The organism is Novipirellula galeiformis (assembly GCF_007860095.1).
GTDB classification, from domain to species: Bacteria; Planctomycetota; Planctomycetia; order Pirellulales; family Pirellulaceae; genus Novipirellula; species Novipirellula galeiformis.
Map to the genome: position 1 here is coordinate 656652 of NZ_SJPT01000001.1, position 18246 is coordinate 674897.

Below are 18246 nucleotides of genomic sequence, written 5' to 3' on the forward strand. Positions count from 1 at the left end.
TTAGTCAACCTGGATCGTTTGCTCTTCTTCGCGTTGGATCGTGACTAGCCCGCCCGACTGCTCGATAGCGCCCGTGATATCGATCCAGTGATGGTAAGGAGTATCCGTTTTGCTTTTGACAATCACAATCCGGTCCTCGGGTCGTGTTTTGCCTTTCATCATGGCGGATAGCTTCGAGGTCAGTTCCGAAGATCGAATCGTGTCGCCGTTAATTGAAACTGCATTGAGATTGCTTGTAATTGCGATTTCAATATTCTTGGCTTCTTCTTTCTGCTGTTGGTTCTCCTCGCTTCGAGGGATGTCTTGTTGGCGTCCGCTATCCGGCTGAATTGATGCGCACACTAAGAAAAACACAATCAGATTGAACGCAATGTCGCCCGTTGCGCTCGTCGGCGGCTCGATCAACAGCTTGCTGGTTCGTCTAGCACTTCGCATTTTGATCCGCAGCGGCAATTGCGTTTTGGAGGGTTACGGCTTCGATCATTTCAGTTGCGGATTCTTCTACGTCCAACACAAAGCGATTGATCACCCCGGTGAAGTAATTGAAGGCCACGAACGCAGGGATGCCGACGATCAATCCGAAACATGTCGTCATTAACGAAACCTTGATACCCGATGCCGCGGCCTCGACGATATTGGTTTCGCCCATTTTCAGGACGATGTCATCGAAGGCGACGATCATTCCTTGAACCGTTCCCAGGAACCCGAGCATGGGGGCGGCGCTGGAGATCGTTGCCAGGATCGGCAGGTGTCGCTCCAACGCAGCGACAATGTGAACGCTGTAGTCATCCATCGACTTGACGACCTGCTCTTCAATCTTGGCGGGTTCATGTCCAAGTCGCTGCATCACTAAATACTTTCGCAATCCTGTTGCCAGGATGGCTGGGACGGGGCCCTGTTGGGCATTACAGAGATCGAACGCTGGTTGAATCTGATCCTCATCCAACATCGTTCGCACGTCGCTGCGGAGTTGCGTTGAGTCGGTCGCCAACATGTTCAAACTTCGGTAACGCTCGATGATCACCCCTGCGCCAATGATTCCCATCAAGAGAATCGGCCACATGAAAATGCCACCTTGGAACATGTATCCAAGAGGCGGTGTGTTGAGGAACTCTTGGATGTGGCTCAGCAGCCCGTCCTCGGTGGTTGAGGTTTGTGAAGGGGGGGCGTCTGGCGTCCCACTCTCATTCGAACCCGCCTCATTCGGTGGGGCGTCGCTTGACGGCAGAGGAGGTGTCGGCGAGTTAGAAGTCGCCCCGTCCATGTCCGAGATTCCGGCGTTTGCCGGTGCCACCGCGTCTTGAGCGAAGCCCCCCATGGGACTCAGCAAGACCAGCCACAGACCGACCATCATGGTTCGTGTTATCAATCTATTCATTATCGACGCTATTGGCTTCCGCTTCAAATTGTTGCAGCATTTCAGGGAGTGCGAGTCGACCTCGAGAGTATTTCGCAGCCTCGCTTTCGGGATAATCCCAACGACAACGATTGTACCTGCGAAACGCTTCTTGATTATTTCGGCCCAGCCGATAGGCTTCGCCGGACCAAAAAAGTGAATCGGAACTAAGTTCGTCATCAGGGAACGTTTTGGCAAACTGGTCGAACGCCGTTCCGGCCAACTTGAAGTTTTCCATTTTGTAATAACATTGACCGATGCGGAACGCCATCTCCGCAGCGTGTTCGTGACCCTCGAACCGCTCGCCAAATTTCTCGCCCACCTGAGCTGCGACATCAAAGTCTTCTTTTTGGTAGAAGTAGTCGGAAATACGGATCATCACGCTGGCAATCAATGGGCTGTTGGGGTGTGTCGCGGCAAGCGTCACATAGGCCTCGAGGGCTTCGTCGAAATCACCCGCCTGTTCGTAGGATTGCGCCAATTTGTACCGTGCGTCGGCGGCCAGGGTATGGTCGGGATAGCGACGGATAATCATCTCATACGACCGGATTGCTTCATCCCATTGCTCAAGTTCTTGGGCGAATTGACCCAACAGGTAGGCGATGCGGGGAGCATATTTGGGATCCGGATAGTCCTCCATCACCTCGCGTAAAACTCGCCGTCCGGCTTCTAAATCTCGCTTTTGATCGTCGCCACGTTCGAGCTGTTTGTGACTTTTGAAAAGTTCAAAGTAACTTTCTGCAATTCGAAATTTCGTCTCGACCGCGAGCGATTCGTCATTGAATGTTTTCGTAAACGCGGTGACCAAACCATCCGTGCCCACGACGACGGGAATCGATTGTTTGCACTGAAACGATTCAGCAGGCGTCGCCGACGTGGGGTCGTTGTAGGTCAATGTGATCGTGTCACCAAAATATGACTCGATCTCCGCTTGGCTCTCCGTCATATTGTTGGGTGTTGGTGTTTCCGAGGCAGCGAGGGTAAACGATCCGGCAAACAAACCGCTATGAGCCAAGGTTTCGGAAAGAGTCACGGACTCGCTTTCACCACGTTCCGTTTGGATGAGCACCGTAACGCGGTCCCGCTCGTCCGACTGATCCTGATCAGGATCGGCGAGCGTGATGTAAAGTTTCTCGCCAACATGGACACTCTTAATCGCGTCCTTGTATTCGCGATCGGTGACTGTCAGTACCCCATCGGTGACCAAGCGTCCGGTTGCCAAACGTTTTAGCGGGGCGTGGTCTGTGTTCTCTTTATCTTGATATGCTGCGGTAATCTTATCTTTTCCCGTTACATTGAGCACGCGGACGATCATGGGGTTGCTCAACGCGTCATCGGATTTTCGGTCGGCTGCGAGTACGGAGCCGATCAAATTACGGGGCATTTGTGCGGTTTGCGGAACTAACTCGGGACTATGGACGCCTCCGAGTTGCAGATTCACTTGACCCACGAAGCGTCCTTCCTGAAGTGCTTGGTCGATGTCTCGAGATTGGCGACGACCAACATATGCGTTGGAAACGACACACTCGACAATCACCGCCGAACCTTCGTCGGTCAATAATGCGACCTTGACCGTGCTGCCGCTGTTCTTCGCTCGGTCGGGATCCACCACTTCGATAGTCAAAGGGGCATCGAGGGCAACCAGACTGTCGTTTGCTGCATCGGGGTGCTTTTCAATTTGAGGTTGGTCGAGCACTTCAATTTGCGGTGGCCCAAGATTGTCCGACGTCCGAGGTTTCGTTCGCGTTTGCAAAATGCGGATCTGGCCATTGCTGGGTTGGCTGACATAAACGATTGCTTCGCGAGCAATACCGTGACCTGGGAATGTATTCTGAGCATCGAAGTAACGAAGCCTCACTTGATCACCGGGTTGCACCTTTAGTTTGCCCTCTTCCTCATGATCCGACGTGTCCACTTCTTTCGTGAAAATCCCTGAGTATTCTTCGGTCTCCGTCGCAATCAGTTTCAGGACTTCGCCCTCGTTGACCGCAACTTCGACTTCGATTTCATCGCGTTGCGGAGTGCGGTCCTGGTCGTAGTCGCGAACTTCAATCACGATGCGCTCCTTCGCATCGATTCGTTTCAACTTCAATTGCGATTCGCTGACTCGGCCAAGTCGATCACGCGTGAACGCGTAGGTGATCGGAGTGATTTGGGCGTTGAAATAGGTGGCGGTTAATTTTTTGCTAAGCAATTGGCTGCTGCCTGTTTCATTCTGGGTCATCATGTCGGTGTAGGTTGCTGTGACCGTATCGCCCGCCGCAATTTCCAATGAGTCATTGCTCGCCAACGCCAACACATCCTGCTTGGTGGGAATGAATACGTCGTCGGGATTTTCTCCTGCGATTTGGATATGATTCACCGCGACGCTTTCGCCAAGGTATTCGTTGAATTCGAAACGTGCGTAACGAATCTCACGGGTTGGGAATCGTATGTCCCAGGCATTGTCCATCGCCAGGATCGCCGCCGATGTGGGCGATCGTAGTGTGATCCCACGCAAATCCATCAGGCCCCCATTGGTGATGGCAATTGGCTTAATGCGAAGCGTTTTGCGTCCCGGTTCTTGGAACAGGAGCGTGGTCACATGGGTGTCTTGGAATCGGTTCCAGTTGCGTGTGTCGGGCACCTCGGCCGAAAACGAACGCCCTTCCACTTCCACGGCAAAACGACTCGCCTCGCCTGGGTGCGCGCAATCGAGCCAGAGTTCATACACTCCAGGTTTTTCGACATCAAATTCCCACGCCGCTGAATCTTCAAGCGACGCCCAAGAATGCAGCAACGGTTGCTCGCCGTTGGCCTTTTCCCCGAACTGGCCCGATTGGTTGTCGATCTTGGTATCCGCGATATTTAGCGAAATCGGTGTCACGGTGGACGTGGGTTTCGGGTTGACGTTCGCTGCAGAATCGTCGAGGTCAAAGTCCGATGCCTGGAAACGCGACAGCGTGACTCGCTCGGATTGTAGGCTGGCTCGGGCGATCGTGGCTTCCACTGGATTGCCATTCGCATTGGTCGCCGCAAAGAGCGTCAAATCGTGGCTGCCGCGAGCAAGCCAAAGGTCGACGGATCGTTTTCCTGTCCCCATGGGTAACTCCAGCGACTCGCCCACCGCGATTGCACTGACGGCGGCTTTCACCATGATCCGGACGGCGCCATCGCGAGGTTGAATGAATTTCCCAGACCAGATGACCGCGTGCGGATTGCGAGCTTGATCATCCTTTTCACTCGGAGCCCATGCCAGCTCATCAACCTTCTGAGTTTCTGCTGCTTCGCGATTATTACCGAGGTCGACGACTTGGTTCCACTGCGAATAATGGTAGTACTTGCCCACATAAACTCGTTGTCGCATGCGACCAAATGAGGTCTCCGCTGCAGCGACTCTTTCGTTTTTAGGTTGGCTGGCGATCCGGAACCAAAACTCACCGTCATGACTGCCCCGCAAGTCAAAGCGAACCGGAGCACTTTTGGTTGCATCCGGCGTCGTCATCTTGATTTGTGTTACCTCACGCAAATCTTTCATGTCCACGGTCAAGGTTTTTGGCGTCGCACCGTCAGGCTCGGCTAACCACATCGTTTTTTCATCGTGATCGATCGCCATCAACGGGTTGTGATCGATGGCGGTGTCGCTGGCGAGCGCACCGGCAGGCAGTTCAGCTGTTTTCGCGGTCCCCTCAAAAATTCCCGTGTGCGGTTCGGTCTCTGTTAGCAATAGTTGCAAATGATCGCCGCTGTCAGCAAGCAATTTGATCGGGACTTGATCACGATCATTCGTGCGATCGCGGTCTGGATCGATGACTCGAAAATGAATGTCATTTCCAGGCTTGATCTGATTCTCGGGACGAATTTGTGAGACTCTCAAGTCGGCGGCATTTGCATTTTCTTCTTCGGCGGCTTCTCTCGCGACGCGGTCGCTAAACGACTCGGCTACTTGATCGACGATCTTACTGCTGGCGGCTTCGAACTTGGCATTCGATGCGATCCGGATTTCCACATCCGATAGAGGCACCCGTTTGAATTCCGACTTAAACTCATCGGGATAATCACACTGAATCGTGTCTCCACCCAGCAATTGCAGAACGCCATCGTCGGGCTGGGCATCGCCGAGTCGAGTTTCAACATCCGCTCGGAAGAGTCCTCGTCCGGCTCCGGCACTGGTTAACATCACACGCTCGACGTCACCGCTTGGCTGGGTTGTGACGATGACTGGGATTTTGTTATGCCCGCGACTAATTCCTAAGTCGCTGTCGTGAACGACGATCGAAAGCGGCATGCCCGGAGAATGCAAGCGAGTGCTACGCCGCCCTAATCGTCCGACGGTGCGGAGTAAATTCAATTGATCGATGTAACGTTCTTCGACGCCATAAACTTCGGACAGGCTAAAAAGAGCTTGGTTTGCAAGTTCGACATTGGGGACACGTTCCAAAACACTTCGGAAAATTTCACGAGCGTCGTCACGGTCACCACGCCGGAACGCGAGTACGCCACGCAAAAACTCCGCTCGCACTACGATTTCGAGTTCCCGGTTACGTGAAAGTTCCTCGAACACAAGTTCCGCTTGGTCATAAACCTTTTGCGCCATAAACGATTCGCCGATCCCAAAGCGGGCTTCGATTGCCTGTTTGGAATCGGGATAGCGATTGATCGTCGAGGTGTATTCGCTACGAGCAACGTCGTAACGTTTGGCTTTGAAGTAGTTGGTTGCCAGTAGGAGCTGGATTTCCGCCTTGGATTCCTCGTCGACTTGTTTCGATTCACTATGTGCGACCAACCATCCTCTCAACACATCTTCGACATACTCGTGATTGCTATCTCCACTAGCTGTCATCCGTTGTTGACAAACAAATCGAATCAAGTCGATGGGAAGTTCGTTTCGGTGTGAATCAAACAAAGCACGATTTTCATCGTACGTTGCCAATGCCAAGGCTTCATCACCGAGTCTCAAATAGAGTGCGGCTTGCATCAGCGGCGCGATCGGACTGGATTCATCAATCGTCAATCCCACGCTGCCCATTTGCGTATAGCTTTGCGTCACGATGTCGCGTGCTGATTTTAAGCGGCGGTCGTCCACTTTGGAGAAATTGGCGAGTAAGCCCGAGGCGATCGTCGCCGCTTCCATGTACTGCTGGGACGTCAGGAATGATTGAGAAAACGGAAACAATGCGTCCCAAGCGTTCCAGCGGTCGTCGACCAAGACGGTGGCGCGTTGGCAGGCCAGGATACGTTTCATCCGTCCACTCGGATCTGCCGAATCTCGCTCCATCATCGCTAAACGTGCTGCCGAAGAGAGCGTGCCATATTGCATGGATGCAACGGCGGTGTGGACTTGGCGACGTTCCTCGTCGGTTACCTCGGTTTCTCGTCGATAGCGGGCGACCCATTCGTTGATACGTCCATGATCAATGTCCCATGCTTCGAAAGGATGTTCCGCACGACGCGCGGTGGCATCGGCGATCACCTTGGCAAAGCGGGTGTAATCTTTCCGTTTTAGGTATTCGTCAGCCAGCCAAGTCGCATAACGACCATGAAACGGCGTGTCGTGCGAGATCAATTCTTCGAGAAAGGCGATCACCTTGTCTTCCTCGAGTTCACGAATGAGACGCGACGCACATTCCCGAGATTCGTAATGACGGCGATCCGTTGTTAGATGAGTTTGCCAGAGTTTAATCGCCTCAGGCTTTAAGCCCAATTTATGCAGCACATCTCCGATGTAGGACGCGGAGCCGGGATCGATTCCAAACTTGGCTTGTGCTTGTGTCATCCAGACGAGTGATTGGCGGGCAAGCTCGGCATCACTGTTTTTGTCGGCAGCTTTCATCAGCCGCCGCAAAACATCGGATCCGCAATCTTGAGGTGGGAAACTCAGAACATGCAGCGCAGATTCTTTGGCAACTTCGTCGGCAGCATAGTCCGTTGCCGACTCGAGCCATTTACGTGCCGGTTCGAACTCCTTGGGTTGACGCAGTGCAAGTTTTCCATAGTAGGTCGCCGACGCTTTTCGCTCACTTGCATGGACATAGTGACGATAGAAATAGCCTTGAACATCGAGTAAGCGATTGATGTACGTCTCGTTCAGCTTCTCGATCGTATCGTCAGCAAGTAATTGGTCGCGAATTTTTGCTTGTTGACTGGAATGACCAAAGGTTTGGCTCGCGATTAGTTTTTCCACAGGCCCATCATCAGCACGGTCTAGCTCGCGTTTGGCGATCTGACTCCGCTCTTTTCGCTTCGCATCTCGCCGCGCGCCTTGTTGCCAATCACCCACGAATTTTGCAAACGTCGCCAGCTCGGGATGGGCTCGCCGCGCCTTTAAGATGCGAGCTAATTCCTCATCGAATTCCTTCTCGTCACGTGCCGAGTTTAAAAGCCAATCGACCGCAGCGCGTGAATACCCATCGTCCGTTGGCGACTGCTGGATCAATTCTCGTAGTATCGCACGCGTTTTCTCTTCCTGCTTCATTCGATCGCGATAAAGTGAGAACGCTAAAACGTAACGTAGGTAAGCCGCTTGAGACGGGTTTTTCTCAATCGCCGCGAGTAGTGCTTTTTCGGACTCTTGCATGCGATCCGGGTCGGTCGCATTTTGTTGCACATAGACTTGTCCGCTGTCGTTGGTGATGGCATCGAACGCGAGCACGCGGTGGAGCAGCGAGATGGCGGCCCCGGGATTGTTTTCGCGAACGTAAGCCTGAGCTAAGACGCTCAGTCCGCGAAACTGATCTTTGCGATCCGTATAGGTTTGAGCGTACTGTTTTGCGATCGGTCCAATCTCTTGCGAGCTCGCCTTCGCATAGCTCAATTGGTCGATCATGGCAGCGTGAGTGGGGTGATCGTCTTTGATTTCCCGAGCTTCCGCGTAGCTTCGAACACTGCTGGTGTGTTGTTTCAACCGAGCGTAGTTTTCTGCCATGCGAAGATGCAATTCGCGAAGTGGGGGCGGGTCCTTAACGACCTTTTTCTGTAACAGCCGTTGGGCGGCGCGATTGGATTCGGCCCATTTTCCAATCTTCGCATAAGAATGGACACTTTTGAGTCCGACATCGACCGCGAATGTGCCGTCCGTCAGTTCCAATAAGTCCTCGGCCAGTTTCGCCCCAATTTCAATTTGGTCCTTGCCCAGTGACGTATAACGCTCAATCGCACGCGTCGCGGCGAGGCGTCCTGACGCATTGTTTTTTTCCCGATTCCAAATCGCATGAAACGCGGCAGCTGCGGATTTTTGGTCTCCGTCGGCAGCCAATGTTTCCGCTAAACGGATTTCAATTTCTCCGCATTCTTTTGCTTGAGGATAGCGAAAAAGAAACTGACGACACGCGACGATCAACTCTTTGTTGCGGCTCATCGCCTGCAAGCCATCGATCGTCTGCAGCATGACATCTTTGTGTCGCGGGTCGTTGGGATGAGTGGCAACAAAACGATTGCCAATTCGCACTAATCCAAACACCCGGGCGTCGCTGTGATACAACGCAACGAGCTTTACCATCACGTCGGCCGCTTCGGTCGCGGCGTCATTGTACTTGCCTAATTCGGCTTCGAGCTGCGAAGCTTGGCGGCTGATTTCGTCAAGTGGGGTTTCGGCAAGCGTTGGCTGGACAGCGATGACCAAAAAGTAAAACCACAGCACCAATCGGAGCCTAGCCATCACCGATGCACTTCGCCTCGGTGAGAGTCGTTCACGCAGAGTTAGCGGTTGCTTTTGAGCCTGCATTAAAATCCTGCCTGAGACAACGTCATGGAAATCTGTTTGGCATCGGATGCCAAAGGACTCTCGGGGAACTCACTAATCAATTGATCGAAGCGGCGACGCGCTTCGGCTTTTCGCTGCATCCGATACAAACAGCGACCGTAGTTAAACAAAATCACATCCAAAAAGATTGCATCGGGATGATTGTCTAGCACCGTTTCAAAGGTATCGATGGCGCGATCAAAGTCTTCGCGTTGATAGTAGTAATCCGCCATCTTGGCGACGGCTTCGCCAACACGACCGCTGTCCGGGAAATGGTCAAACACCTTTTTGTATTCCTGGAATGCGCGGTCGCCGAGTTCTGCACCTCCACGCTCGCCCGCCGCTTCCGCCATCTTTTGGTAAACTTCGGCAATCCCGAATTGAGCTTCGCCACGCAGTTGGCTCTGCTCCATCTCCACCAAGCGAGTGTAGATGCCGATGGCGCGTCGAAAGTTCTCTTGTTTGATTGCCACTTCTCCCAACTGCAACAACGCATCGTCCACAAAACCGCTGTTGGGAAATTCGCGTTGTAATTTTTGGCACATGGTCGCGGCTAATTCCAAGCGTTCCATCTCAAAGTAGATGTGCCAAAATTGGACGTAGGTTTCCTCCAGCATCCGGCCGCCGAGACGGCGTGCATCCACCATGATTTCTTCGCAAACGTCCAATGCGGCTTCATATTTCTCAGTTGCCTTTTGCTTCAGCCCGAACTCCTTGTAACGGTTGCCGATCTTGGTCAACGCACTGGCCGTTTTAAGCTGAGTTTGTACACGCAATTCATGGTCGGAGATCTCCGCTCGCGTTACACGCACGCCGCCAATGTTGCCCTCTAAACAGCGAGCCTTCGCCATTAACGTTTTCTCTCCCTCGTCACTGTTGGATTGATCAAGGTAGGTCAAACGCAATTGGTCACTCGGTAATGCCCCAAGCGACTGGTCATTCGGATCGAGCGTGTCGGTTTTGACTAACGCAACCGTTCCGTAGAAAACGCCTGTGTGAATGGCGTGAACTGGATTGGTGATGGGCACGTTGGTCGTTGCCGCTAGCTGCGAGGCCGTTGATTCGTCCTGGGTTGATTCGTCTTGGGGGGAACGGTCCAGCGGTGTGTCACTTCGCGCGATGCCTTGTTGTTGTTCGGTAAGTTCACTTTCGATGAGCGTGACTTCGAGTCGATCGACTTGTTTGTAACGGTCGATCTCGTCTTCGTTATCGGCATCGGATGTCGCATGTCGCTTGGTCATCTCGCTTTCGAGTTCTTCGTCCGTCTTCAAACGATAAATCTCGACAAGTGCCATCAGTGAGTCCGCCTCGTCCGAAACGTCACGGTCCGGATCGACAACTCGCAGATTCACGTTTTTGTCCAAGACCACTCCGCTGAGCGTTTCTTCGAATGCACCATCGGTAATCGCAACCACACCATCGCCAACGACGCGGACTTCCATCACCACCGGGACTTTCAGCTGCTTTTCGGCGGTGTGCTCGTCAATGTAGGTCACGCTAACCGTGTCGCCTCCTTTGACTTCTAAGAAACCATTGCCTGGGATCGGGGTGCCAAGTCGCGAAGCAATTGATCCCAGCACCAAACGAACGTTACGGCCGACGGAGTAACAGATGGCTTCCTCCAAATCACCACCGCTCGATTTGCACTGAACCTTGACTCCGGTTTCCGGTCCAAGGATGGCTAAATCGGCATCCTCGATTTTGATAAAGAACCGCTTTCCCGCTTCCAACTTGTTGCCATCGGTCTTATCGCTCGAAAGCGTGGTGCCCACTTTCTCTAACGCGTCAATCGCTCGACTGTAGTGCGCCAATTGAAAGTGACCGAGCCCGATGTAGTAATAGGCTTGGTTCACTTCAGGGCTGGTCGGAAAGGATTCGATGACGCTACGCATCAATTGAAAGCACTTGCCGTAATTCCTGGCGTGATAGAAACAGATGCCCATCTTCAACGTTGCTTCAGCACGCTGTGTTTGATCCGTGTTCGCTTCGTCGGCGACCGGTTCAAATTGAACACGGGCACGATCGTAGGCGCGGTCACGCTCGAGAAAATAGTCGCCGAGTCTCATGTGGGCGACGAAACGAACTTTGCTGCGCGGGTAGCGTTCAATCACCGATTGCCAAATCTCAACCGCCTTAGAGACCTCCTCCGCTTCGTAACGCGTGTCGCCGGCGGCGACCAATTTTTGCGCAGCACGGTCTTCGACTAGCGAACCTCGAGGTGCGGTTTGTGCCGAAACGATAACACCCCTTACTGACCATGTTGTCAGCAATGAAACGAGAATCGCAAAACGCAAGGCAGCATTTAGTCGGTGGGGTCGCATTGAAGGTGACAAAGGTGGGGAACGGAAGCGTTGGAATGCTCCCTATCTTAGATAGAAAAGTTGGTCTCGGTGAATCATTTTGGGCCTTGGAAGCTACGGCAGCACGGAGGGCTGAGCCCCTTGCCATTTAAATTTTTCGCCGTTCATGGATCTCTCAACTCTGCGTCAACGGATGGCGAGTGTTTCAACTGCGTTAAGCGTGGGAGCGTTAGAGCTTGATAACGTTTCTTCGGCACGGATCAACGACAACGAATTTTAACAGCTACCGTGCACCAAATCGCAATCGGTAATCTGGTAGCCGCACTAGAACCTATTGAAAATGGATGCGGGATGTCGGGCCGGTTCCCACCGGCCAATCACAAGCTAGCCAATCCCAAGCCGTCTGGTGGGAACCGGCCCGACGACCGATCTCAAAAACACTTTAGGCGAATAAATTCTTAATCACGGTGCCTTTGTCAACCAGCATCATCGGACGCCCTTGGGGTGTGATCACTTCTTTGTCTGGATCGATTCCCAAGGCGTAACAAATCGATGCGTGAATATCAGAAACCTGGACAGGGTTGTCTTTGGGGGTTCCCCCGTCTTCGTCGCTCGAACCGATCACCGTTCCGCCGTGGATACCCCCGCCCGCAAGGAAGGCACTAAAGCATTTTGGCCAGTGATCTCGCCCCGCGTCTTCGTTAATGCGTGGGGTGCGGCCAAATTCCGACAACATAATGATCATCGTCTTGTCGATCATCCCGCTGTCGGCGAGGTCTTCGATCAGCGAACCGAGCGCCGGGTCCATGACCTCGCCATGTTCTCGCATTTTGAAAAAGTTATCACCGTGGGTATCGAAACCACCGCGGTTAATTTGAACAAAACGAACACCTTGCTCGACCAACCGTTTGGCTAACAAGGCACCACGGCCAAAGGGAGTGTCACCGTAACGCTCGCGATCCCGTTGAGGAACCTTGTCTAATTCAAACGCCGTCAAGGCTGGACTTTGCATCAGCCGCACCGCTTCGTCGATCGACGTCGAGGTTGACGTCAATCGAGAGTCCGACGTGCCTCGATTAAAGCGGCCGTTGAAACGTTCCAGTGTTTCAAGCCGTTTGCTGCCACGCTGCTGCGTCACTCCCGCAGGAAACTTCAAGTAAGGATCGGGGTCACCGGGATTGGCGATAAAGTAAGCTTCACACCGCTGCCCTAAATAGCTGGCTGTTCTCGCTTGACCACTAATGGAGATAAAGGAGGGGAGATCGCCGCGTTTTGTCTTCTCATGTGCGATCACCGAACCGATCCCAGGATGTTGCACGGGCCCAGGCAGGAAACTTGTCTGCAAATGATAGGCCGCACGCTCATGAGCGCCTTGGGTGCCGGCGATCGAGCGAATCAGCGCCGCATGATGCATCTGTTTGGCAACGGTCGGAAAGATTTCCGAAATTTGAATGTCGGCGACCGAGGTTCGGATCGCAGCGAATTCTCCCTGGGTGGGACGTCCCGGTTTGGGATCCCAGGTGTCGATGTGGGACATGCCACCGCCGTTCCAAAACAGGATCACGTTTTCGCATGTTGCCGCGTGGTCTCGACCCGAGGCGGCCAGTAATTGAGGGATCGGCATCCCCAATAACGTGGCGCCGGCCGCCGAGCCTGCCATCATTTGGCGACGCGACAACTTGTAACCTTGGCATCCAAACATGATTCGGCTCCGGTGCGGAAATTAAACGGTACAGTGAGAGCGGTCGATTCGCCTACGGTAAAAAACGAAACTCGTTACAGTTCAGTAGGATCCAACGGAAATCGGCGAATCCGGTCATCGTGTCACTTCCTTCGGCAACGATTTGTTTCGCTTCGATTACTTCTTCCGTCGTTGGCAATCGCGTCAGAATCTCGACGTAGGTGTAGCGAACGGCGCGAGTTAAATCTTGATCAGGCCCAACGAGCATGGGGTAGACCGGTTCAAGCGAACCGACCCGGGCCGCCTCGTGGGTTAATTGTCCATTGAGCATCATCAGGGCCTGACGCATCGAAGCATTCTCAGGACGGTCTTCGCCGAGATCCACTCGCGAAGGTTGACCGAACAATCGCAAGAAGTGGCCGGCCGGGGCCGGTGTTGCCATTCGATAAGCGGAGCTGAACTGAGGATTGTCATCAATCGTTCTTTCCACAATCTTGGTCACATATTTCATTCCCAATTTTGGTTTGGGGTTCTCCTTCATTCGCATCGCTTCGATTTCTGCTCGCGACATTTTCTCCATCGCTTCAATCATCGGTGCGTCTTCTTTGACGGTTAGTAACTCGCCAAAATCCAATTCAATTGCTTTCTCGAGTCCATAGTTTTCCGCCGAAGCCATCATCGAATCTTGCATCGCGGGGGTTTGATTCATGTCACTATCGCTTGCAATGTCTGGCGCCGCAGTGGATGCTTGCGAACCAGAGTCCGCTTGCGTGTCGGGGTCAACGGGGACGCGGACGCGTTGTTTGATCACGCGAAGATTTTGGCCCGCCAAATGTTTCGGTTCGCTGAGATGACCCGCCGTGACGATGCTATCGTACATCGCCTCGGCCTTCATTCGCCGCATCGGGGTCGCAAGAAAAGCTTTTTCAAGTTGCTCACGCTTCATTTCATCGGCGTCGAGCGGCACATGGCTCCTGGCATAGGTGTCGCTCGTCACAATTTCATTGACGAGCCAACGAAAGCTAAATCCGCTGGCGACAAATTCCTCGGCCAAGTAGTCCAATGTCTCGGGATGCGTCGCAGGATTGTCCTCGCGAAAATCATCGACGGGTTCGACAAAGCCGGTGCCGACGAGATCCTTCCAAACGCGATTGACGAGTAGTCGAGCGAAAAACCGATTTCGGGGACTGGTGATTTTCTCCGCCAAGGTTTGACGCAATTCACTCGTTTGGAACAGGTCGGCGTTCACATCGATCTTGCGGATATCGCGTTTAGCTTCGACGGACACTTTCATCGCGTCACCGAAGTTGCCGTTCAGCCGTCCCTTGGCTTTCGAGTCGGCAGCCGCTAACAGATCGTCGACTGAGGGAGCCGAAGTTTCGCTCGCACTTTTAGCAGCCTCTTGTTCCGCACGTAACGTTTCGAAACGCTCAATGAAGCTCAGGTTTTCCGATTCGTCTAAGAACGGAAACGGAAAACTCGGTGTCATGGGTTGACGTTCGTCGGGGTCCGATTCGTCTTCAGGCGGCCACATCACCCTCATCATTTTGTCTTCGGTGGTGTAAACCGTTTTCGTAAGGTTGTTTTCACGACGCCGCGTTTTGCCGAAGAAGGCAGCCACCGAATAAAAGTCTTCGCGTGTCCATTTGTCAAAAGGATGGTCGTGACATTGGGCACAACTAATGCGAATCCCCATGAAGACCTGCGTCGTCGAACTTGCCAACGCCATCGGATCTGCATCATCCCCAAGGATAAATCCAACCTCGGGAGTGCGTCCTGATTTCCCATTGGTCGCGATCAGTCGCCGGGCCATTTCGTCATAGGGCATATCCGATTGGATCGCATTATGAACAAACGCCAAAAGTGCGGTGCCTCCTTCTGCGTTGCTGCGAATGCGAAGTAGATCGGCGAAGAATGCGGTCCAGCGATTCGCAAAACCTTGGTCCTGCATGTAACGTTCGATCAACTTCGCTCGTCGTTCGGACTCAGGCCATTTCAAATACTCGGCAATTTCTTTGCCCGTGGGAATGCGGCCGGTCAAGTCGAGACTCAGCCGGCGGGCAAAACCAAGGTCGTCGACGAGTGCAATGGGGTTTTGCTCGACCCCTTTTTCGGCATTCTCTCGTTGCAACGTCGCGTCGAGCTCGGCCGCCAACGCGAAGGGAGAGGCAGCGAATGGCAGACAGCATCCCAGCAGCAGCAGCGCGAGCCAAAACAGACTCGACGTTTGAGCGATTTTCCGCATTCGAAGTGGCTCCGTGAGGATCGTGGCCTTAAGGCGGGGTGGAGCGGGGGCGTTTCTCCACCTTACGAGGAACCGCTGATCTTAAACGAAGTACCCAATTGGATGAGAAAAGAGATGTATATTTTGCCGAAATCGGTCTGCCGCCTACGCTAGGCTTCGTCCGTTCGGGCAATCGACCGTTCTTTTGCATCACGCTCCAGCTAGTGGAGACAGCTGATTTAGTACGGCATCACCGCTCCTAAGTTAGCCATTTGGGCTAACGCTGTGAAAGATTTTGAGACGGTAAATTACGGCATTTGCGTTCGGTAGCTACGCTTGCCAGAGCGTGGAACGTTGGCACGCAAATGCGAATCACCACCTTCTGGCGAAGCTAGCTACGAGAAAATGCTTCACCGCGTTGGCCAAAACGACTAACGAAATCAGCAGTCTCCTGTGTGATCGCGTCGTGTCGCTTTGGCATTGCAAAGCCGCCCCTTAATTTGCGTATTGCAAACGGGGGTCATCCAAGCCCAATCGCTTCATCTTCTTGTAAAGCGTCGTGCGATTGATGTCCAATGCGTCGGCGGTCGCGGCTCGATTCCAGCGATGCGAACGGAGCGATTGAAGGATGATTTCTCGCTCGGGGGCTTCGAGCGCTTCACGCAATGTTTTGCCGTCGAGTTGCCCGATCACATGGTTGATGCGGCTTGTGGGACTGGTCGCAGGGCTGGCAAATGCTACGTCGCCGGTTCGCCCGGTGACTTCGGGGGGCAGATCGTCGACCGTCAACAAAGAACCTCGACCCAGCAATACCGCTCGTTCGACGATGTTCTCGAGTTGTCGGACGTTCCCCGGCCAGCTGTAGTTTTGCAGCGCCGCGATCGCCTCGCGGTCAAAGCCTTCGATCTCTCGGCTGCATGACTCTGCCGCTTCGGTGAGGAAATGGTCCACTAGCAATGTGACGTCGCCGGGACGTTCCCGTAGCGGCGGTAACACGATGTTGACGACATTAATCCGGTAGTACAAATCTTGGCGGAAGGAGCCGCTCGTGACTGCGCCGGTGAGATCTTCGTTGGTTGCCAAGATCACGCGGGTGTCGACCGAGTGTGTTTCGTTGCCACCGAGAGGTTCGAATTTGAATTCTTGTAAAACTCGCAACAGCTTGACTTGCATCGCCGGCGTTGCCGTCGCGATTTCGTCCAAGAAAAGCGTTCCGCCGTGAGCCATGTCGAACTTGCCGGGCTTGTCATGGTTGGCCCCAGTGAACGCTCCAGAAACATGGCCGAATAATTCGCTTTCGAGTAGCGTGTCGGGGAGCGCCCCGCAAGCGACCTCGACGAACGGACCGTTTCGACGTGAGCTGCGAGCGTGGATGGCTCGCGCAATCATACTCTTGCCGGTGCCGTTTTCGCCAGTGATTAAGACGGAGGCACGCGCGTCCGCGACGCTGTCGATGACATCAAAGACTTTGAGCATGCGGTAGTCGTGACTGAGGATATTTTCCATCCCCCTGCGGCGATCCAACTGCAAACGCAGCGTTTCGTTTTCATGGGCAATCTTTCGCTGCTCGACAGCACGCTCAATCGCCAACGTCAATTCGTCGTCGATCAACGGTTTGGTCAATAGATCAAACGCGCCCGCGCGAACCGCTTGGACGGCAGTGTCGGGAGTCGCATAGCCGGTGATCACCAGCACCGATGTCTCAGGATGTTGTTGTTTGGTGTACCCGATCAAATCAAAGCCGTCTTCGTCGCCCAGGCGAAGGTCGGTGATGACCAAGTCGAACTTTTGTTTCTTCAACGCCGCTTTCGCAGACCCAAGTGTCCAAGCGGTCTCGACATCATGAGACATTTCACGCAACCACTGAGCCATGGAGTCGGCCAAGTGTTGATCGTCGTCGACCAGAAGGATCGATGCTGGTGCGCTCATGAGTATTTCGTAGATCGAAAGGCGTTTGATGGGGGAACGATATGGTGGTGCCTGAGGGTACTAACGTAGGGGGGACACAAGGTTTGCGAAAATTCACCCCGGTTCCGAACACCAGAGATATCTAGGTCGCCATTGGGAACTAGTCAAATGATTCAAGCGTCTTACTGTAAACAGAATGCCCCTTTGCTGGGCGGGTTGGTCGCCTCCTGATTTACTGCAAGTGCTTTGTTAACAATACTTTAGGTGTTAATGTGGGCTAGCACTGGTTTTGCAAACAGTGAACAATCGTCAACACTACATGGTTTACAGCAGGTTCACGATTTATTGCCCGTTTTGGAAACGCGAATGTCCCAAAAATTACTGGTTGTCGACGATCACGAGGCGGTGCGCTGTGGTTTGGAGTACCTGTTTAACGGGGAATCCACGAGTTTCGACGTGAGCACCAGCATTTCAGTGGACGCCTTTGAACTGCTTTCTCAACAGTCATTTGCGGCGGTGATTATCGATATCCGAATGCCCGAGATGGACGGGCTCGAACTGCTTGAGAAAATTCGTCAATCCGAATCGGATGTGCCGGTTGTCGTGCTTAGTGGCTACGATAACCCGACCTATATCGCCCGCGCGGCGGCCTTGGGCGCTAATGATTACGTTTTAAAGAATACCGAGCGTCAGGGGGTGATTGACGCGGTGTTACGCGCCATCCACTCTCAGGGGGCCGTTCCGGAAGGACGGTTTCACCAGATTCGTGAAAAGATGCTCAATCAAGTCGATCTGACACAGTTCGCTTGTGATTGGCCGCTGACCAACCGCGAGTCCCAGGTGCTGCTGCACATCGCGTTGGGGCTCAGCAATAAAGAGATTGCCAAGTCGTTGATGATCAGTGTCGAGACCGTGAAGGAGCACGTTCAAAACATTTTGCGAAAACTTGGTGCCAACGATCGAACCGACGCTGCTGTGAAAGCGGTTCGAGTCGGGTTCATCGACTAACGCGGAAAC

8 protein-coding genes are annotated in these 18246 nt (G+C 53.4%); 1 reads left to right on the plus strand and 7 read right to left on the minus strand.

All coding sequences use genetic code 11. The annotated features are described in order from the left end of the window. The 7 genes from Pla52o_RS02280 to Pla52o_RS02310 all read right to left on the minus strand — a co-directional run bounded on the left by Pla52o_RS02280 (nt 1) and on the right by Pla52o_RS02310 (nt 17250). Nucleotides 1-435 carry an ExbD/TolR family protein gene (locus tag Pla52o_RS02280; protein ID WP_146592949.1) on the minus strand — a complete coding sequence of 145 codons (435 nt, stop codon included), beginning with the start codon at nt 433-435 and terminating at the stop codon, nt 1-3. After that, nucleotides 422-1378, minus strand: a complete 957-nt coding sequence (locus Pla52o_RS02285) for a MotA/TolQ/ExbB proton channel family protein (RefSeq protein WP_197168946.1) — start codon at nt 1376-1378, stop codon at nt 422-424. Before Pla52o_RS02285 ends, Pla52o_RS02280 begins: the two co-directional genes overlap by 14 nt. Then, a complete protein-coding gene (locus Pla52o_RS02290) occupies nt 1371-9032 on the minus strand; it encodes a tetratricopeptide repeat protein (protein WP_231612098.1) in 7662 nt (2553 codons plus the stop codon). The genes Pla52o_RS02285 and Pla52o_RS02290 overlap by 8 nt, the downstream gene beginning before the upstream one ends. Before the next feature lie 65 nt (nt 9033-9097). Then, on the minus strand, nt 9098-11410 hold the full coding sequence (locus Pla52o_RS02295; protein WP_231612033.1) for a tetratricopeptide repeat protein: 2313 nt from the start codon (nt 11408-11410) through the stop codon (nt 9098-9100). Between the two features lie 448 nt (nt 11411-11858). Next, nucleotides 11859-13118, minus strand: a complete 1260-nt coding sequence (locus Pla52o_RS02300) for a DUF1501 domain-containing protein (protein ID WP_231612034.1) — start codon at nt 13116-13118, stop codon at nt 11859-11861. A gap of 52 nt (nt 13119-13170) precedes the next feature. Continuing rightward, the gene (locus Pla52o_RS02305; protein WP_146592953.1) at nt 13171-15342 is read right to left on the minus strand and encodes a DUF1553 domain-containing protein; all 2172 of its coding nucleotides are present in this window, start codon (nt 15340-15342) and stop codon (nt 13171-13173) included. A gap of 474 nt (nt 15343-15816) precedes the next feature. Then, the gene (locus Pla52o_RS02310; RefSeq protein WP_146592954.1) at nt 15817-17250 is read right to left on the minus strand and encodes a sigma-54-dependent transcriptional regulator; all 1434 of its coding nucleotides are present in this window, start codon (nt 17248-17250) and stop codon (nt 15817-15819) included. A gap of 345 nt (nt 17251-17595) precedes the next feature. On the opposite strand from Pla52o_RS02310, the gene Pla52o_RS02315 reads away from it, so the two are divergent. Beyond that, complete coding sequence (locus Pla52o_RS02315; protein ID WP_197168948.1) at nt 17596-18237, plus strand: response regulator transcription factor; 642 nt, start codon at nt 17596-17598, stop codon at nt 18235-18237. The last annotated feature ends 9 nt before the right edge of the window (nt 18238-18246 follow it).